Source organism: Pseudarthrobacter sp. B907, assembly GCF_040137805.1.
Lineage (GTDB): Bacteria > Actinomycetota > Actinomycetes > Actinomycetales > Micrococcaceae > Arthrobacter.
The window spans coordinates 49,737-68,615 of record NZ_JBEEQE010000014.1 but is presented as its reverse complement, the minus strand read 5'-3'; the positions used below and the strand labels follow the sequence as shown (position 1 = coordinate 68,615).

Here is an 18,879-nt window from a genome sequence, read left to right as displayed (position 1 = left end):
TTAGAGGCCGTACTCTTCGAGCAGCCGCAGCCATACCTCGCTGATGGTCGGGTAGGACGGGACCGCATGCCAGAGCCGGTCCAGCGGGACCTCGCCGACGACGGCGATGGTTGCCGCGTGCAGCAGTTCGGCCACGTCGGGGCCGGCGAACGTGGCGCCCAGCAGCACTTTGCGGTCCTCGTCTACCACGAGCTGGGCCCAGCCCTTGTAATGCTCGGAATGCAGCGAGGAGCCCGCGACCTGGATGGGGAGCTCCACGGACGTGGCCCGGTAGCCGTCCTTGGTTGCCTGTTCCAGGCTGCGGCCCACATTTGCCAGCTCGGGGTCGGTGAAGACGACGTTGGGGACGGCGTGCTCGTCGGCCGTGTGGGCGTAGCGGCTCCAGGGCGCGGGTTCGCCGGAGAGCGTGCCGGCGGCGCGGGCGGCAATCGCGTCGCCGGTGGCCCGCGCCTCGTATTTGCCCTGGTGGGTCAGCAGGACCTTGCCCGCGGCATCGCCGACGGCGTACAGCCACGGGGCGCCGTCCTGGCCCTCGGCTCCTGCGACGAGCCCGCTCGCGTCGGTCCGCAGCCGCGGCGGCGCGCCGTCGTCGTCGCCGGCGAGGCCCACGCTCTCCAGCCCGATTCCTTCGAGTGCGGGGTGCCTTCCGGTGGCGACCAGGAGCTTGTCGACCGTGACTTGGCTGCCGCCCTGGAGCACCAGGGTAAGGGAGCCGTCGTCGTTCTCGTGGACGCTTTGCGTGCCGGTGTGGAGGTGCAGTTCGACGCCGTCCGCGCGCAGCCCGGCCTCGACCAGCTCCGCCGCCGCCGCCGGGAATGCCCTCAGCAGCCCGCCCCGGGCCACCAGCGTTACGGACGCCCCGAGCCGCGCGAAGGCCTGGGCGAGTTCGGTGCCGGCCACGCCGCCGCCGAGCACGCCGAACCGCGCCGGGATGTCCTGGGCGGACGTGGCCTCCCGGGTGGTCCAGAAATCGACGTCGGCGAGCCCTTCCACCGGCGGGATGCTTGGACGCGACCCCGTGGCCACCACGACGGCATGGCGTGCCGTCAGTGCGTAATTGTTGCCGTCCAGCCCGGCCACCTCCGCCCGGCGGGGGCCGGTGATCCAGCCGTGGCCGCGGATCAGCTCGATGCCCGTGTCCTCGGCCCACTTGACCTGGCTGTCGTCCTGCCAGTTGGACGTGAAATAGTCCCGCCGCTTCAGGACGGCGGCGGCGTCGAGCACCCGGGTGACGGCTTCCTCGGCGCCGGGGACGGTCTGGGCGCCGTGGAGCGCGGTGCCGGGGCGCAGCAAGGCCTTCGACGGCATGCAGGCCCAGTAGGAGCACTCGCCGCCCACCAGCTCCGCCTCCACCATGACGGCGGTCAGGCCGCCCTTCACCACGCGCTCGGCCACGTTCTCGCCCACCGCGCCGGCCCCGATCACAATGACATCGAATTCACGCTCAATATGTGCCGTCATGGCAACAGCCTAACCCTGCCGGGAAGGGCCGTTCCCGGACCCTTTGCAGGACATGGGACCTCCGCTACGCTGAGGACCACTTCGGGGCAGGAGGCCACCAGTGAACGCAGCAGCTTTGACCGCCGGCCCGGCCATGCCGCCGAACCGGCCCGGCGCGCAGGCAAGGCTGCGCGCCCTGCAGGAAGGGATCATCGAACTGATCCTCGAACGGGAGCTGGAGCCGGGGGAGGCGCTGCCCACCGAAACCGAACTGGCCGCCCTACTCGGAACCGGCCGGAACACGCTGCGCGAGGCGCTCAAGGTGCTCCAGGCCCTGGGCGTGATCGAGATCCGCCACGGCTTCGGCATGTTCGTCGCCGCGAGCGGCTTCGGCGCCCTGGTGGACGGTCTGGCCTTCACGGCTCGGTTGTCCCTGCGCCACCGCGGGCGGGAGGCGCTGGAACTGGTGGAGGTGCGCCGGGTGCTGGAATCCGCGCTGATCGGCGGGTCCATGGCGCTCATGACGCCGGAGCGGCTCGCGGGACTCGAGGCGGCCGTGCGCCGGATGGAAGCGCTGGCAGGATCCGGGGAGCACTTTGTCGAAGCCGACGCCGACTTCCACCGCCGGCTGTTCGAGCCGCTGGACAACGGGCTGCTGCGCGGCCTGCTCGATGCGTTCCAGGCGGTCTACCGGGGGATCGAGCGGGAGCTCGGCCCCGGCGTCGTATCCCCGGGGGCGGCCGCGCTGCACCGGGGCATCTACGAGGCCGTGGCGGCGGGGGACGCGGCGCGGGCCGCCGAGCGGCTGGGCAGCCATTTTGACGGGATGCGCCGCCGGATCGAAGCGGCAGTGGGCGGACCGGCGGAGTAGTTTTCGGGCCGCGCTTCCGGGTGTTCGCTACGGTTTCGGACCGGCGCCCACCGGGCCCGGGCCGCGCCCGTCCGAAACCGCAGCGTCCTTCCGGATGTGCCGCGTTTCCGGGTGTGCCGAGCCCCGGGAAAACAAAAGATCCGCACCGGCGGACCGATGCGGATCTTTATTTCTGTGCGCCCAAAGGGATTCGAACCCCTGACCTTCTGTTCCGTAGACAGACGCTCTATCCAGCTGAGCTATGGGCGCATTCTCGGCTCTTCGGGAGTTTCTCGCTCCCCCGAACCTCGAATTACTTTACGCGAGATGGGCCCAGACTTCCAAATCGGAAACCCTGTAATCTAGCTGACTAGACCGGTCTATGTGACCTTAGTCACAAAAAATCCGCCGTGTGGAGTTATTAAACCTTGAATTTCCGCGGTTTTGGTTTGCGGGCCCGCAGTCAACCCGTAATTGGGCCTGAAGCTGGACCCTCCGCGACACCTAGCATTTAGGACACACCACTGAACCCGAGGAAGGGAACCGTAATGGGCGATCTGGCGCGACTGCCGCTGCTTGAGAAAGCACCCACCACTCATGCTGGACTGCTGGCATGGGTTGAAGAGGTTGCTGAACTGACCCAGCCGGACCGGATCCACTGGGTTGATGGTTCGGAAGAGGAGAACACCCGGCTCACGGACGAGCTCGTTGCCGCCGGCACCCTGACCCGGCTTAACGAGAAGCTGTTCCCGAAGTCCTTCGCCGCATTCTCGGATCCCGCCGACGTCGCCCGGGTGGAGGAGCAGACCTTCATCTGCTCCGAAAACGAACGCGACGCGGGCTTCACCAACAACTGGATGGCCCCGGCGGAGATGAAGGAGAAGCTGCGCGGCCTGTTCAGCGGCTCCATGCGCGGCCGCACCATGTACGTCATCCCCTTCGTGATGGGCCACCTAGACGCCGAGGACCCCAAGTTCGGCGTCGAAATCACGGACAGCGCCTACGTTGTCGCCTCCATGCGCATCATGGCCACGATCGGCACCGAGGTCCTGGACAAGATCACCGCCACGAACGCCTTCTTTGTTCCCGCCCTGCACTCCCTGGGAGCCCCGCTGGCCCCCGGCCAGGCCGACGTCGCATGGCCCTGCAACCCGGACAAGTGGATCGTGCACTTCCCCGAAGAGCGCTCCATCTGGTCGTTCGGCTCCGGCTACGGCGGCAACGCCCTGCTGGGCAAGAAGTGCTACGCGCTGCGCATCGCCTCGGTGATGGCCCGGGACGAGGGCTGGCTCGCGGAGCACATGCTCATCCTCAAGCTCACCTCCCCGGAGAAGAAGAACTACTACGTCTCCGCCGCGTTCCCCTCCGCCTGCGGCAAGACCAACCTCGCCCTGCTCGACCCCACCATCGACGGCTGGGAAGTCGAAACCCTCGGCGACGACATCACCTGGATGCGGATCGGCAAGGAAGGAGAACTGCGCGCCACCAACCCGGAAGCCGGCCTCTTCGGCGTCGCCCCCGGCACCGGCTGGGGCACCAACCCCAACGCCATGCGCGCCATCGCCAAGGGCCACAGCATCTTCACCAATGTCGCGCTCACGGATGACGGCGGCGTGTGGTGGGAAGGCATGACCGACGAGGTCCCGGCGCACCTGATCGACTGGCAGGGCAACGACTGGACCCCGGCCTCGGACAAGCCCGCCGCACACCCGAACTCCCGCTTCTGCACGCCGATCTCGCAGGTCGACATGCTCGCCGAGGAGTACTACAGCCCGGAGGGCGTGGAGGTCTCCGCGATCCTCTTCGGCGGCCGGCGCAAGACCACCGTCCCCCTGGTGACACAGGCCCGCAGCTGGACCAACGGCATCTTTATGGGCTCGACCCTCTCCTCGGAAACCACGGCCGCCGCCGCGGGACAGGTGGGCGTGCTCCGCCGCGACCCGATGGCCATGCTGCCGTTCATCGGCTACGACGCCGGCGACTACCTGAAGCACTGGATCAGCGTCTCCGGCAAGGCCAACCCGGAGCGGCTGCCGCACATCTTCCTAGTGAACTGGTTCCGCCGCACGGCCGACGGCGGCTTCGCCTGGCCCGGTTTCGGCGACAACGCCCGTGTGCTCAAGTGGGCCATCCAGCGCATCGAGGGCAAGGCCGACGCCGTCGAGACGCCGATCGGCTACGTCCCGACCGGCCACGCGCTGGACCTGACCGGCCTGGACCTGACCCACGCCCACGTGGAGGACGCCGTCCGCGTCGACCGCGCCGAATGGGACACCGAGCTGGCCTCGATCGAGGAGTGGTACGCGAAGTTCGGCGACTCCCTGCCGGAGGCGCTGCGCTCCGAGCTCGACTCGCTGAAGGAGCGCATGTCCGCGCACTAGCAGACAGTTGAACGCACGACGGCGGCCCCGCACCTTTTCCCAAGGTGCGGGGCCGCCGTCGTTCTCTCGAGGCTCAGTTCAGTTGGCGAGCCAGATGTCCGGGCCGAAGACCTCGTAGTGGATCTTGGTGGCCGGGATGCCGGCGTTGATGGCCTCGTTCCGGATGTTCTTCATGAACGGCAGCGGCCCGCAGAGGTACAGCGAGGCGTTGGCCGGCAGGTCCACGTCGCGCAGCGACATAAAGCCTTCCCGCGCTCCGGCCTCGGGCCGTTCCAGCCAGAGCTGCAGTTCCGCGCCCTCGAGACGCTCGACGTCGTCGGTCATCTGGGAGCGCAGCGCCCAGGAGTCCAGGGTGCTTTCGGCGTGCAGGACGAGCACCTGGCGGTCCGAGCCGGCCGCCGCGAGGGAGCGCAGGATCGAGGCCGACGGTGTGCAGCCGATGCCGGCGGAGGCCAGGACCACGGGGCCCTCGCCATCCTTGAGCGTGATCTCGCCGTAGGGGTTGGAGATCTCCAAGACGTCGCCGACCTCAACGTTGTTGTGCAGCACCGGGGAGACCTCGCCGCCGTCGTCGAGTTTGGTGGTGAAGCTGCGGCTGGTGCCGGCGTCGCCCGAGAGCGAGTACTGGCGGACCTGCCGCAGGCCCTCCGGGAGGGTGACCTTGACGCTGACGTATTGGCCGGGCAGCACCGGGGTGATGGGAGTGTCGTCGGCCGGTTCCAGCACAAATGTCATGGAGCCGGTGCCGGCCGCTGTCTTGGCCGCGACCCGCCATGGGGTCCACATCTTGCCGTTGGCCTGGGCAGCATAGAGACCCTTTTCGAGCTTGATCAGCGCATCGGCCATCAGCCAGTACACCTCGGTCCAGGCTTCGGCGATTTCCGGGGTGATGACCTCGGCCAGGTCTTCGGCGATGGCGGCGAAGAGGTGCTCGTAGACCACCTGGTACTGCGGCTCCGTGATGCCGAGCGAGGCGTGCCGGTGCGCGATGCGGGCCAGGACGGTCTCCGGCAGGGTGCCCGGGTGGCTCACCAGGTGGCTGGCGAAAGCGGCGATGCTCCCGGCCAGGGCCTGCTGCTGGTCGCCGGAGCGCTGGTTGGAGCGGCTGAACAGCCCGTCGAGCAGCCCAGGGTGCGCGCCGAAGAGCCGGGCGTAAAACTTGGGGGTGATCTCGCCGATCCGGGAACCGACCAGCGGCAGGGTGGCCTCGATGACGGGGAAGGACTTGTCCGAGAGCATTGCTGACTCCTGAGGTAGTGGCCCGGGGTCTTCAACCGGGCCGATCCGAAATACCAGCATTTGAAATACGAGTATTTATGCCTCATTTCTACACGTCGTAGAAAATGGTTGCAAATCGGGAAAGGAGGGCGGCCGGGGAGGCGGTGCCCGGCTAGAGGCCGGGACGCAGGCCGATCGCCTGAAAGACGGGATTCATCTGCCGCGCGGTGGGCAGCGAGGCGACGACGATGTCGTCAAGCTCACGGTAGAAGGCCTCCCTGGCCCGGCCGAGCGCCCCGCGGAGCCGGCACTCGGTAATCAGGGGGCAGGTGCCGCCGGCACCCGCGCAGTCGGCCGGGTCGGTCCGGGTATCCAGGGCGCGCAGCACCTGGCCGACGGTGGCGGCGCGGCCGGCATTGCTGAGCCTGGACCCGCCGTTGCGGCCGCGTTCGACGTCGATCAGGCCCAGGACGCGCAGTCTCGCCATCGCCTTGCTGACGTGGTTGTAGGGCGTGCCGACGGCGTCCGCGATGCTCTGGGTGGTGAGCAGTTCGCCGTCGGCAGCGGCCGCAAGCACCATCATCGCGCGCAGGCTTACGTCCGCGAAGGCATTGATCTTCATGGCACCGGGCTGGTCTAGTCCACCCAAACGGCGGGTTCGTTGGAGTCGGCGGAAAGCTCGCCAAACTCCAGCTCGTTCGTCTCCGGGTTGGCGCCGTAGGGCAGCACGGCCGCGAACACGGAACCGTCCTGGTGCTCGGCGGCCACGTGGATCGCGTCCGAGTCCTCTTCCAGCAGGGTGATGTCGCAGACAATGGCGGCAGCACGGAACTCGTCCCGGTGCTGCCGGAGCAGTTCGGTGAGGTCGCTGATCATGCCGTCGGCATCGAAATCGGCGTCGCTGTCCCCGGCCGCGTCCGCCGGCGTGACCGCGACGAGGCGGACCTCGCCGTCGTTCTCCACCACCAGGGCAAAGGGGAGGAAGCCGCCGTTGCGCTCCAGCTGTTCCTGGGCCGCGCCGACACCGGTGCCGAGCAGGTTCTCCAGGTCGGTGGCGCTGGCGTCCGGCACCGAGCCGCGCCAGGAGTCCGCGGCCGGGTCGGCCGGCTGCAGAAGGGCGCCCTGGGCCTCGGAAGGATCGGTCACCGTGGTCAGCCCCGCACCACGGCCAGGACCCGGTCGCGGACGCGTTCCATCGTCTGCTGGTCCGTGGCCTCGACGTTCAGGCGCAGGAAGGGCTCGGTGTTGGACGGGCGCAGGTTGAACCAGTAGCTGCCGTCCGCCGCGATGAAGGTGCTGCCGTCGAGGTAGTCCACCTCGACGTCCTCGTTGTGGAAGTCCTGGCGCACGCGCTCCACGGCGCCGGCCTTGTCCTCGATTTCCGAGTTGATCTCGCCGGAGGACCGGTACGGCTCGTATTCGCGGCCGAGCTCGGAGAGCGGGCCGTCCTGCTCGCCGAGGGCGGCAAGGACGTGCATGGCGGCCAGCATGCCGGTGTCCGCATTCCAGAAGTCGCGGAAGTAGAAGTGCGCGGAGTGCTCGCCGCCGAAGATGGCGCCTTCGGCCGCCATCACGGCCTTGATGAAGGAGTGCCCCACCCGGGTCCGGACCGCGCGGCCACCGTCGTGGGTCACCAGTTCGGGCACGGCCCGCGAGGTCAGCAGGTTGTGGATGATCGTCGGGTGGTCCTCGCCGTTGGACTTGGCCCGGGCAATCTCGCGGCGCGCCACCATGCCGGTCACTGCCGACGGCGAGACCGGCTCGCCCTTTTCGTCGATCACGAAGCAGCGGTCGGCGTCGCCGTCGAACGCCAGCCCGATGTCCGCGCCGTGCTCGACGACGGCGGCCTGCAGGTCGCGGAGGTTTGCCGGCTCCAGCGGGTTGGCCGGGTGGTTCGGGAAGGACCCGTCGAGCTCGAAGTAGAGCGGAATGATCTCAAGCGGCAGCTTCGGCAGCAGGGTGTCGCCCAGCACCGCCGGGGTGGTCATGCCCGCCATGCCGTTGCCGGCGTCCACCACGACCTTCAGCGGCCGGGATCCGCGGAGGTCAACGAGGCTGCGCAGGTATTCGGAGTAGTCCTTGAGCACGTCGCGGACGCTGATCAGGCCGCGGGTGCCGTTCGCGGGGATCTTGCCAACGTTGAGGTACTCCTCGGCCAGGGCCTGGATCTCCTTCAGGCCGGTTTCCGAGGAGATCGGCACGGCGCCGGCCTTGGCCATCTTGATGCCGTTGTATTCGGCCGGGTTGTGGCTGGCGGTGAAGGTGGCGCCGGCCGCGTTCAGGGCCCCGCAGGCGTAGTACAGCTCATCGGTGGAAATCAGGTCCAGCAGCTGCACGTTGGCCCCGCGGGTGGCTGCGCCGTTGGCAAAGGCGCGGCTGAACTCGGGCGAGGAGGGGCGCATGTCGCCGCCGACCAGTACGGTCTGTCCGGCCAGGCCCAGGACGTCCACGAAGGCAGCCCCCACGGCCTCGACGATTTCGGCGGTAATGGAGTCGCCCACGATTCCGCGCACGTCGTAGGCCTTGAAGGAAGCCGAGAGGTCAAAAGTCTTCGTCTGGTCGTTAGTCACGGCTCCATCTTACGTGGAAGCGGCGGCGGGCCGCCGGGGGCGTGCGGCCTATGTGGACAACACCTGTCCACATAGGCGGACGCCGGCTTCGCGGCTGTCGGAGGGGACTGGGATACTGAGGCAATGGCCAATAACCAGAACGCTGCCCTCCTCACCGCCGCCGAATCCGGCACCGCTACCGCCGCCGGGGGTACCGCGACGCGGGAACAGGCCCAGGCGGTGCTGCGCGAGCTGGTGGGGCACCCCGGCGCGGAGTTCCACGACGGCCAGTTCGAGGCGATCGAGGCACTCGTCGACGGCGGACGGCGCGCACTTGTTGTGCAGCGCACCGGCTGGGGAAAGTCGGCGGTGTACTTTGTCGCGTCCCTGCTGCTGCGCCGCCGCGGCGCCGGCCCCACGCTGATCGTGTCCCCGCTGCTGGCGCTGATGCGCGACCAGGTCGCGGCCGCGGCGCGGGCCGGTGTCCGGGCGGTGGCCATCAACTCTGCCAACCAGCTCGACTGGGACACGGTCCGCGAACAACTGGCGGCCGACGAAGTGGACGTACTCCTGGTCTCCCCGGAGCGGCTCACCAACCCCTCGTTCCGCGAAAACCAGCTGCCCGAGCTGGTCCGCCGGACCGGGCTGCTGGTGATCGACGAGGCGCACTGCATCTCCGACTGGGGCCACGACTTCCGTCCCGACTACCGGCGGATCGCGGACCTGATCACCCAGTTGCCGGACAGCGTTCCGGTCCTGGCCACCACCGCCACCGCCAACTCCCGCGTGGTCCACGACATCGAGGAACAGCTCGGCGAGGGAGTGCTGACCATCCGCGGCGCCCTGGGCCGGGAGTCCCTGCGCCTCGGTGTGCTGCGGTTGCCGGACTCGCGGGAACGGCTGGGCTGGCTGCTCACCCACCTGTCCGACCTGCCCGGCAGCGGCATCATCTACACACTCACCGTCTCCGCCGCCGAGGACACCGCACGCCTGCTGGCCGAAGCCGGCCACGAGGTGCTCGCCTACACCGGCCGGACCGATCCCGCGGACCGCGAACGTGCCGAGCAGCTGCTCAAAGACAACCAGGTCAAGGCCCTCGTGGCCACCTCGGCGCTGGGCATGGGCTTCGACAAGCCGGACCTCGGCTTTGTGGTCCACCTCGGCGCGCCGTCGTCACCGGTGGCCTACTACCAGCAGGTCGGCCGCGCCGGCCGCGGCGCCGCCAATGCCGACGTTCTGCTTTTGCCCGGTTCCGAGGACCGGGAGATCTGGCAGTACTTCGCCACCGCCTCCATGCCCTCGGAAGAAAAGGCAGCCGCCGTGCTCACGGCCCTCGCCGAGGCGGGGACCGCCGTGTCCACCGTGGCGCTCGAGGCCAGGGTTGACCTGCGCCGGACCCCGCTGGAACTGCTGCTCAAGGTGCTGGCCGTCGACGGCGCCGTCGAACGCGTGGGCGGCGGGTGGCGCTCCACCGGCCAGCCGTGGACGTACGACGCCGAGCGGTACCGCCGGATCGCCGAGGCCCGGGTGGACGAGCAGGATTCCATGGTGATCTACCAGGACACCGCCGGCTGCCGGATGGAGTACATCACCTCGGTCCTCGACGACGAAACGGCACGGGCCTGCGGCCGCTGTGACAACTGCGCGGGCCGGTGGTTCCCGGCCGACGTCGCCGCGGACGCCACGGAAGCGGCGGGCGCGACCCTGAGCCGGGCCGGCATGGTGCTCGAGCCGCGGCTGCAGTGGCCCAGCGGCATGGACCGCCTGGGCGTGAACGTCAAGGGCAAGATCAAACCGGAGGAGGCCCTGGCCAACGGCCGGGTGCTGGCCCGGCTGACCGACCTGGGCTGGGGCGGCGCGCTGCGCGAGACCTTCGCCGCCGGCGCCCCCGACCGGCCCGTCGACCCGGGCATGCTGCGCGCCTGTGTGCAGGTCCTGCGTGAATGGGGCAGCGGCGACGCGCGGACCCCCGGCTGGAGCGGCGCGGGGCGCCCGGCGGCGATCGTCAGCGTTCCCTCCCGCACAAAGCCGGAACTGGTGGACTCCCTGGCCCGCGGCATCTCCGAGATCGGCCGCATCCCCTACCTGGGGCAGCTGCATCTGGCCCACGGCGGCCCCACGGGCGGCCGCGGCGGCAACAGCGCCTACCGGCTGGCCGGCGTCTGGGACCGGCTGGTCGTGGGACCAGAACTCGCTGCCGCGCTGGAGGGTATCCAGGGCCAGAGCGTCATGCTGGTGGACGACCTCGTGGACAGCCGCTGGACCGTGACCGTGGCCGGCCGGGCCCTCCGGCTCGCCGGCGCCGGCGCAGTGCTGCCGCTCGTGCTCGGCCAGGCCGGCTAAGCGGGCAGCTGGTCCGATTCCAGCACGGCCATGGCCGCGTTGTGCCCGCCGATCGCGCTGACCGCGCCGCCGCGGCGAGCGCCGGAGCCGCAGAGCAAGAGCTGCGGATCGTCTGTGGCCACGCCCCAGCGCTGCGCCGGGGTGTCCAGGGGCGCGTCGTCGTCGACGAAGGGCCAGTCGAGGCCGCCGTGGAAGATGTTTCCCCGCGGCATGCCGACGGCACGCTCAATATCCAGTGTGGTCTTGGTTTCGATGCACGGCCGGCCGTCCCGGTCCGTCAGCAGCAGCTCCTCGACCGGCTCGGCGAGCACACTGTCCAGGGACCGCAGCACGGCGGCCTGCAGCTCGGTGCGCCGGGCTTCGTTGTTCTCCGCGCTGATCAGCCGGTCCGGGACGTGCAGGCCAAAAACCGTGAGCGTCTGCGCGCCGGCTGCCTGCAGTTCCGGGGCCAGGATGCTGGGGTCGGTCAGCGAGTGGCAGTAGATTTCGCACGGCAGCGGTTCCGGGACGTTCCCGGCCGCGGCGCTGAGGTAGGCGCCGTCGAGCTGCGACCAGGTTTCGTTGATGTGGAAGGTGCCGCCAAAGGCCGCTGCCGGGCTGACACTGCCATCCAGCAGCCGGGGCAGCCGCTTGAGCAGCAGGTTCACCTTGACCTGGGCGCCTTCGCGGAGGTGGTTCGGGTTCCGCGTGGCGTGCGGCGGCAGGGCAGGAACCGCGGCCGCCCGCAGCCGGTCCAGGACAACCGGTGCCACATTGGACAGGACCCACGGGGCGGAAGCGGTGTGGTCCGCGCCGCTGTGCCGGTAGCCGACGACCCCGCCCGGCTGCACCGACGTGACCTCCGCCGAGACCAGGATGGTCGCCCCGGCTTCGCGGGCGGACCGTTCCAGCTCCCCGGAGACCGCGCCCATGCCTCCCACCGGCACGTCCCAGTCGCCGGTGCCGCCGCCGATCAGGTGGTACAGGAAGCAGATGTTCTGCTGGAGGTCGGCGTCGTCGGCGCGGGCGAAGGTGCCGATCAGCGCGTCGGTCAGCACGACGCCGCGGACCAGATCGTGCTTCAGGGCACCGGTGATGGCGTCCCCGATCGGCCGCTCGATCATGGCTTCCCACGCGTCGGCGGCGCCGGCCTCGAGGGCCAGCTGCCGAGCCGATGAGCGGGTGGGCAGCGGCGCGGTCATCGTGGGCCAGAGGGCCCGGGTGAGCTTTCCGCAGCTGGCGTAGAAGTCGTTGAAGGCGCGGAATTCGTCCTCGGATGCTCCGACCGCGGCAAAGGAGGCGGCCGTAGAAGAGGCGTCCTCGTTGTCGACCAGCAGGGCCCGGCCTGGGTGGGCGGGGTCCGGTGTGTAAGAGGAGTACCGCCGCCGTGCCAGCGTGATGCGCAGGCCCAGATCGTCGATGATCTGCTGCGGCAACAGGCTCACAAGGTTGGAATAGCGGGAGAGCCGGGCCCCGACTCCGTCGAACGCCTGGGCTGACACCGCGGCGCCGCCGGCGTGGTGCAGCTTCTCCAACAGCAGGACCTTCCGGCCGGCCCGGGACAGGTACGCTGCCGCGGCCAGGCCGTTGTGGCCGCCGCCGACAATGATCGCGTCATACGCGTGGTTGGTGGACATGCGCCTATCCTGCCATCCGGACGCCCGAGCAGTTTCCCAATTTCCGCCGGAAGTGAGGGAGCGTCGGGGGAGTTCCCGCCGGAAGTGAGGGATCGTCGGCCGAGTTCCCACCGGAAGTGAGGGAGCGCCGGGGGCGGGAACGCAAAAGGCCCCGGTCCAGGACCGGGGCCAAACGCGGAGACGGGGGGATTTGAACCCCCGGTGGAGTTGTGCCCCACACTTCATTAGCAGTGAAGCCCATTCGGCCGCTCTGGCACGTCTCCAATTGCTGTTACTAGCCAACCAAGGATACGCAGAAGGGGCCATGCAGTGCAAAACGGTCAACGCGGGGTCACTTAGCGCCGGTCCGGGTGCCCGGAACAGGCCGAAAGTGACCCCGCGTTGCGGTGAGGTCGCGTGCCGTTGGCGGTGCCGTCGCTCCTCGGCGGTGCCGGGTTTAGTCCGCACGGCCCGCCAGCGCGCGCCAGAGGAAGTGCTGGCTGCGGCTCTGCAGCGCCGCGGCCTGCCGGTTGTCCGAGGCGCCCGCGTGGCCGCCTTCCAGCGCCTCGTGGAACCAGACATTGGGGATGCCCATGGCCTGCATCCGGGCGGCCATCTTGCGGGCCTGCACCGGGCCCACCCGGTCGTCCGAGGTGGCGGTCCAGATGAACGTTTCCGGGTACTCCACCCCGTCGCGGAGCAGGTGGTACGGCGAGAAGGTCCGGATGAACTCCCACTGCTCCGGCACGTCCGGGTCGCCATATTCGGCAATCCACGAATACCCGGCGGAGAGCTTGGTGTACCGACGCATGTCCAGCAGCGGGACCCCGCAGGAGACGGCGCCGAACAGCTCCGGATACGTCGTGAGCATGTTCCCCACCAGCAGTCCGCCGTTCGAGCCGCCCACGCAGCCCAGCCGCTGGGGGGAGGTCACGCCGCGCGAAATCAGGTCCTGCGCGACGGCGGCGAAGTCCTCGTAGGCGCGGTGCCGCTTGTCCTGCAGCGCCGCGCGGTGCCAGGCCGGGCCGTACTCGCCGCCGCCGCGGATATTCGCCACCACGTAGACCCCGCCGCGGCTGTGCGGCGCCTCGCCGTCCGCGCCCGCGGATTCCTCCGTGCGCCGTTCCAGCCAGGCCCGCCCAACGGCGCCGCTGTAGGCCGGCGTGCGGGAAATCTCGAAGCCGCCGTAGCCGGAGAGCTGCGTGGGATTCTGCCCGTCGAGCACCAGGTCCCGCGCCGCGACCTGGAAGTAGGGCACCCGGGTGCCGTCCTGCGACACCGCAAAGTGCTGCTGGACCTCGTACGCGTCCTCATCGAAGAACGACGGCGCCGTCCGGATCACCTCGTGCGTGCTGAGGACGCCGTCGGCGCCGGCCCGCATCAGGGTGCCGCGGGTCAGGGTGCTCGGGGTCGCAAACCCGGTCGCGACCAACCAGAAGTCGTTCCCGGCAGCATTGTCGCCGTCGCCCTGCCTCGCGCCTTCGGCTCCGGCACCGTCCTCATCATCCACGGCGTAGGCGTTGACGTCGTGCAGCGGCGGGCAGGCATCCAGCACGCTGGCGGCCCAGGCGACGTCGGTGCCTGGCCGGGCCGGGTCCAGCACCCGGATTTCGGAGGACACGTCCCGGAGCAGGTTCAGCAGCAGGAAGTCCCGGGTCCAGCTCCACGACTGCAGGGAGGTGTGCTCATCCGGGGTGAACAGCACGTACAGCTCCCGGCCGCCGGCCAGGAAGTCCTCGAAGTCCGCTGCCAGCAGGGACCCCGCCGGGTAGCTCGCCCCGTTGACCGTCCAATCGCCCTGCGGCCGGAAGAGCAGCCACTCCCGGTGGGTGCTGAGGTTCACGTCGTCCGGCACGTCAATTTCGACCCACACGCCGTCCCGCAGCACCGAGGTGCGCGTCTCGAAGAAGCTGATCCAGTCCACGGCGAACGTCCGTTCGAACCCGGGGGTGGAGTCGTGCGCCAGCAGCGCCATCATGTGGTCTTCCGGGATCTCGAAGATGCGCTCGGCCGCGGCGAGGGATTCGCCGCGGCCCAGGACCACACCCGTCCGGGCGTAGGACGAACTGGTCCGCGGCAGACCCGCGGCCGTGCTCGCCACCAGCAGCGTGTCGGCGTCCAGCCAGGACACGTGACCTTTCGCCGTCGGCAGGTCAAAACCGCCCTCGGCCGGCTCCACAAAGCTGCGGGTCTCGACGTCGAACTCGCGGTAGCGGTTCGCGTCGCCGCCGTCGGGGGAGAGCGCCAGCAGGGCGAGCCGGTGCGGCTGCCCGGGTGCGGGGCGCAGGAAATTGGCGCCGTGGAAGACCCATTCCTCGCCTTCGGCCGCGGCGAGGGCGTCAATGTCGAGGAGGGTTTCCCATTCCGGGGAGCCCGCCCGGTAGCTCTCCCAGGCGGTGCGCCGCCACAGGCCCTTGGGGTTGTCGCGGTCCTTCCAGAAGTTGTAGTACCACCCGCCGTGCTTGCCCACCATGGCGATCCGGTCGGTGGAGTCCAGGACCTCCAGGATCCGGGCTTCGAGCTCGCCGTATTCGGCGTCCTGGAGCAGTTCTTCGGTGCGGGCGTTCTGTTCGCGGACCCAGGCCAGCTGGGCCTCGCCGTAGATGTCCTCCAGCCAGATGTTCTCGTCGACGGGCTCGGGGGCGGTGCCGGAAATCGCTCCGGCGGGCCCGCCGGGCGCGGTGGGGTGCTCAGCTGCAGTGGTGGTCATGGGCCCATCCAAGCAACTGCCAGGGCGGGCAGGCAAGTCAAGCCGCCGGCCCGGAAGCGGATACGCTGGATGCCGTGGCCATATCGCAGAGCATCCGGACGGCCCTGGTCGGCGCCGGGCCCCGGGGCACCAGTGTGCTGGAGCGGCTGCTCGCCAACTGGACCCCGTCCGCGCCAGGGCCCACCCTGCACATCCACGTAATCGATCCCTATCCCGCGGGCCCGGGCCACGTCTGGCAGCCCGGCCAGTCGCGGCTCTACCTGATGAACACACAGTCCTTCTACCCCACGGTGATCCCGGAAGATCCGGAGCTGGCGCCGCCGCTGGCCGGGTGCACCTTCGACCAATGGCGGCGGGCTCAGCGGCGGGATCCGCACCCGGCACTGTCCGCCGAAGAGCGCGCCGAGCTGGCCGGCCTGGAGTCCGCCGACTTTCCCAGCCGTGCGCTTTATGGCCGGTACCTGAGGTGCACGCTCGAGGAACTCCTGGACCGGCTGCCCGACGGGGTCACGGTGGAGTTCCACGACACCACCGCGACGGCGGTCCGCCCCTCCGGCGCGCCAGCGTCCGCCGCGACGGCGGTCCCCGGGAACAGGAACAACGGCTTCGACGTCGAACTCGCCGACGGCACCGTGCTGGCCGTCGGATCCGTGGTGCTGGCGCTCGGCCACCTGGAGTCCCGGCTCAACCCCGAACAGCGCGAACTGCAGCGCGCGGCGGAGGAGCTCGGACTGAAGTACCTGCCGCCGGCAGTCCCCGCCGACGTGGACTGGTCCGTCGTCCCCGCGGTCCAGCCGGTGCTGGTGCGCGGCATGGGCCTGAACTTCTTCGACGTGATGGGCCAGCTGACGGAGGGCCGCGGCGGCACCTTCCAGCCCGCGCCGGACGGGATCGGGCTGACGTACCAGCCGTCCGGCCGGGAACCGCACCTCATCGCCGCCTCCCGGCGCGGCACCCCGTACCGGGCCAAGGCGACCCTGGCCGGCTACTACCCGGCAGCGGTCCAGCTCAGGTACTGCACCGAGCAGGCGGTCGCCAGGTTCGCCGCCGCCGGCATTGTGCCGGCGTTCGACCACGACCTGTGGCCGCTGCTGCACCGGGATGCCTTGTGGGCCTATTACTACACCCTGGCGCGCTCGCAGCCCGACGCTGTCGGCGCGGATCCGGCCGGCTTCCTCGGCGCGCTGGAGGAGACCCTGCGCCCGCATGCCCACTCCACCACAAACTGGGAAGACGCCGCCCGATCGGTGATTGACGCGTCCGTCCGGCCGCACCACCGGCTGGACCTCCTGGGCCTCGCCGCGCCGCTGTCCGGCCGCAGCTTCGCCTCCCGCGCGGAGCTGGACGCCGCCGTCGTCGACTACCTGAACGACGACGCGCGGCGCTCCGCCCTCGGTGAGGACGATCCGGTGAAGATGGCGATCGGCGCCCTGCACCACGGGCGCGCGGTGCTGAAGACGGCAGTGGCCGACGGCGGCATCACCGACGAATCGTGGGTGGCCGGGCTGCGCGGCTGGTTCGAAGCGTTTGTGGAGGGCATCGCGAGCGGCCCGCCGGCCCTCCGCGCCGAGCAGCTCGCGGCCCTGGCCCGGGCCGGAGTGGTCAGCTTCGTCGGCCCGGACCCGAAGTTCGGTGTGGACCGGAAGGCCCGCGTTTTCACGGCTGTCTCGCCGTGGGTGGCCGGCCCCGGCCACGACGGCGGGGGCAGGGTTGAAGCACCGGTGCTGATCGAGGCCCTCGCTCCGGCCAACCGGGTGGCAGTCAACGCGTCCCCGCTGCTGGAGCAGCTGCTCGCGGACGGCTTGGTGCGCCCGCGCCTGACGATGAGCGTGGAAGGGACGCCTGTGCAGAGTTCCGGCCTGGACGTTGTGCCGCATCCCTACCGGCCCGTAGCGGCGAACGGGACGGTCACGGACGGGATCTACGTGCTGGGACTGCAGCTCTCCGCCGTGCAATGGGGCACCGCGATCGCGGCCGAAGCCCGGCAGCAGCAGGGCCCGGTCTACCGCAGCGGCCAGCGCACCCTGCGCGACGCCGACGAGATCGCCCGGGACATCCTCGGCCGCTAACGCCTCAGTTGTTGGCGTCCGGGTGGATGCTGCGGGTTTCGGAGCGCTCATTCCGGGTCCGGATCCAGTCCGTGGGGTGCAGCTTCGGCAGGATCTTCGCCAGTGCGAGGGCGGCGTACATCACGGTGTTGATCGCCACGAACGTGGCGAGGACGGCGAACCACTGCGAGTGCAGCAGGGATTCGGGGAACAGGATGCCGGCTGGGACGGCGGCGGTGATGGTCATGGGCGTCCGGCTCCCGTGTTCTCGCGGATCCGGACGGGCGCGACGTGCTTCCAGCTGGCGGTCCGGCCCAGGGAGATGTCCGCGACGCCCTTGAGGTAGACCAAGTTCAGGAACATATCGAAGAACAGTTCCGGGAACAGGGTGAGGGCCAGGAGCCGGGCCCCCCAGCCGCCCTTCCAGACCGTGGCGACGCGTTCAACCATAAACAGCACGCCCAGCCCCAGCCAGAACGGGAACCAGATCCAGGTGTCCAGCGAGAACACCATGAGGAAGATCAGCAGCAGGTAAGAGCCCAGGGCGATCACGCCGTAACCGATGCCCAGCTGCTGGGCCCAGTACCGCAGGGTCGGCGGCGTGATGCCGTAGGCGCCGATGTTCTCCAGTGCCCCGCGCTGCCAGCGCAGCCGCTGCGCCCAGAGGGTGCCCCAGCTGGGCATCAGTTCGGTCACCACCGTGCACTGGTCCGGCGAGATCATCAGCCCGCCCAGCGACTTCAGCGCGATCGTGAGCTCGTTGTCCTCGGTGAGGGCGGCGGTGTCGTAGACATAGCCGGGGGTTCCCGGGATCGAGGAGCCGCGGCTGGCGGCCACGGTACGCAGGGCCCGGGCCCGGAACATCGAGGCGGTGCCGGTCAGCACAAAAACGCGGCCGCGGCGCCGGCCGATCTCCCGGCTGTAGCGCAGGTACTCGTTGCGCTGGAACTGGCCGATCAGCCCGTGACCCTCCTCGCCGTAGAACAGGCCGCCGACGGCCATCAGCGCGCGGTCGTTGGCGAAGCGGTCCACGGCGGCGGCGAGGAAACCGTCGTCGAGCCGGGTGTCCGCGTCCATCACCATCACGACGTCGTTGTCGCCCAGCTCCGGGAGCAGCTCCTTGAGCACCTGGTTCAGCGCGCCGGCCTTCTTCTGGGTGTTGTTGACCGATTCGACCACCTCGACGCCGGCCTCCCGGGCGAGAGACACGGTAGCGTCGCTGCAGTTGTCGGCCACAACAATCACCCGGTCCGGACGGCGGGACTGGGCCAGCAGGGAGGCGATGGTCAGCGGCAGGGAGGCTTCCTCGTTGTGGGCCGGGATGAGGACGGTGACCGTTACCGGTCCGGCGTACTCGCCGCGCGTCGCCGCCATCACCACGCGGGGCGCAAGCGGGCCCGTCAGCGGATCCGCGGAGCGGCGCGAGCGGTTGGCGATCCGCCGGTCCACCGCGGCAACGCCGGCAGCGAGCAGGAGCGCCAGCGCGATGGCGGCCAGCAGGACGCGGGGCGCCGGAGCGTCCGTGTTGTAGAGAATGCTCCAGAAGCCGAAGAACAAGCCCTGGGAGGGGGATTCGCTCAGCGCCGGACCACCGGCAGCGACGGCGAACCAGAGGAGGGCGGCCGCGCCGCTGGCCGTCAGGGCGATGAAAATACCGACAGCCCGATTCAATCGCCCTTTGCGCATGCGGCACATGGTACCAGTGCAACAGGTGCCTCATCTGCCACAGCAACCCCTCCCGGATT

The 18,879-nt window shown here is 69.8% G+C and carries 13 protein-coding genes and 2 tRNA genes; 4 read left to right on the top strand and 11 right to left on the bottom strand.

Translation table 11 applies throughout. The features are described from left to right. Complete coding sequence (locus tag ABLI39_RS12735) at positions 1 to 1,461, bottom strand: dihydrolipoyl dehydrogenase family protein (protein ID WP_349413789.1); 1,461 nt, start codon at positions 1,459 to 1,461, stop codon at positions 1 to 3. Between the two features lie 133 nt (positions 1,462 to 1,594). Here ABLI39_RS12735 and ABLI39_RS12730 point away from each other — a divergent pair, with 133 nt between their 5' ends. Continuing rightward, positions 1,595 to 2,311 carry a FadR/GntR family transcriptional regulator gene (locus tag ABLI39_RS12730; RefSeq protein ID WP_349413826.1) on the top strand — a complete coding sequence of 239 codons (717 nt, stop codon included), beginning with the start codon at positions 1,595 to 1,597 and terminating at the stop codon, positions 2,309 to 2,311. 175 nt (positions 2,312 to 2,486) lie between these two features. Here ABLI39_RS12730 and ABLI39_RS12725 read toward each other — a convergent pair. Continuing rightward, a tRNA-Arg gene (locus ABLI39_RS12725) sits at positions 2,487 to 2,560 on the bottom strand. A gap of 278 nt (positions 2,561 to 2,838) precedes the next feature. Between ABLI39_RS12725 and ABLI39_RS12720 the strand changes: the two genes are divergently transcribed. Continuing rightward, on the top strand, positions 2,839 to 4,671 hold the full coding sequence (locus ABLI39_RS12720) for a phosphoenolpyruvate carboxykinase (GTP) (RefSeq protein WP_349413788.1): 1,833 nt from the start codon (positions 2,839 to 2,841) through the stop codon (positions 4,669 to 4,671). 78 nt (positions 4,672 to 4,749) lie between these two features. Here the strand turns inward: ABLI39_RS12720 and ABLI39_RS12715 are convergent, their stop codons facing one another. From ABLI39_RS12715 to ABLI39_RS12700, 4 genes are all read right to left on the bottom strand, one after another. Beyond that, positions 4,750 to 5,910, bottom strand: a complete 1,161-nt coding sequence (locus ABLI39_RS12715; RefSeq protein WP_349413787.1) for a globin domain-containing protein — start codon at positions 5,908 to 5,910, stop codon at positions 4,750 to 4,752. 151 nt (positions 5,911 to 6,061) lie between these two features. After that, the gene (locus ABLI39_RS12710; protein WP_349413786.1) at positions 6,062 to 6,511 is read right to left on the bottom strand and encodes an RrF2 family transcriptional regulator; all 450 of its coding nucleotides are present in this window, start codon (positions 6,509 to 6,511) and stop codon (positions 6,062 to 6,064) included. A 14-nt stretch (positions 6,512 to 6,525) separates the two neighbouring features. Continuing rightward, positions 6,526 to 7,035 carry a hypothetical protein gene (locus ABLI39_RS12705; protein ID WP_349413785.1) on the bottom strand — a complete coding sequence of 170 codons (510 nt, stop codon included), beginning with the start codon at positions 7,033 to 7,035 and terminating at the stop codon, positions 6,526 to 6,528. Between the two features lie 5 nt (positions 7,036 to 7,040). Then, positions 7,041 to 8,459: a phosphomannomutase/phosphoglucomutase gene (locus ABLI39_RS12700; RefSeq protein ID WP_349413784.1), complete on the bottom strand. Its 1,419-nt coding sequence runs from the start codon at positions 8,457 to 8,459 to the stop codon at positions 7,041 to 7,043. A gap of 123 nt (positions 8,460 to 8,582) precedes the next feature. On the opposite strand from ABLI39_RS12700, the gene ABLI39_RS12695 reads away from it, so the two are divergent. Next, positions 8,583 to 10,781: a RecQ family ATP-dependent DNA helicase gene (locus tag ABLI39_RS12695; RefSeq protein ID WP_349413783.1), complete on the top strand. Its 2,199-nt coding sequence runs from the start codon at positions 8,583 to 8,585 to the stop codon at positions 10,779 to 10,781. Here ABLI39_RS12695 and ABLI39_RS12690 read toward each other — a convergent pair. The 3 genes from ABLI39_RS12690 to ABLI39_RS12680 form a co-directional block, all read right to left on the bottom strand. Further along, on the bottom strand, positions 10,778 to 12,397 hold the full coding sequence (locus ABLI39_RS12690; RefSeq protein ID WP_349413782.1) for a phytoene desaturase family protein: 1,620 nt from the start codon (positions 12,395 to 12,397) through the stop codon (positions 10,778 to 10,780). The genes ABLI39_RS12695 and ABLI39_RS12690 overlap by 4 nt on opposite strands. A gap of 175 nt (positions 12,398 to 12,572) precedes the next feature. Next, positions 12,573 to 12,660, bottom strand: a tRNA-Ser gene (locus ABLI39_RS12685). A gap of 173 nt (positions 12,661 to 12,833) precedes the next feature. Then, the gene (locus ABLI39_RS12680) at positions 12,834 to 15,086 is read right to left on the bottom strand and encodes a prolyl oligopeptidase family serine peptidase (RefSeq protein ID WP_349413781.1); all 2,253 of its coding nucleotides are present in this window, start codon (positions 15,084 to 15,086) and stop codon (positions 12,834 to 12,836) included. 74 nt (positions 15,087 to 15,160) lie between these two features. On the opposite strand from ABLI39_RS12680, the gene ABLI39_RS12675 reads away from it, so the two are divergent. Then, on the top strand, positions 15,161 to 17,155 hold the full coding sequence (locus ABLI39_RS12675) for an FAD/NAD(P)-binding protein (protein ID WP_349413780.1): 1,995 nt from the start codon (positions 15,161 to 15,163) through the stop codon (positions 17,153 to 17,155). Positions 17,156 to 17,159: 4 nt separating this feature from the next. Here ABLI39_RS12675 and ABLI39_RS12670 read toward each other — a convergent pair whose 3' ends face one another. Next, a complete protein-coding gene (locus tag ABLI39_RS12670; protein WP_349413779.1) occupies positions 17,160 to 17,381 on the bottom strand; it encodes a hypothetical protein in 222 nt (73 codons plus the stop codon). Next, positions 17,378 to 18,820 carry a glycosyltransferase family 2 protein gene (locus tag ABLI39_RS12665; RefSeq protein ID WP_349413777.1) on the bottom strand — a complete coding sequence of 481 codons (1,443 nt, stop codon included), beginning with the start codon at positions 18,818 to 18,820 and terminating at the stop codon, positions 17,378 to 17,380. Before ABLI39_RS12665 ends, ABLI39_RS12670 begins: the two co-directional genes overlap by 4 nt. Between the last annotated feature and the right edge of the window lie 59 nt (positions 18,821 to 18,879).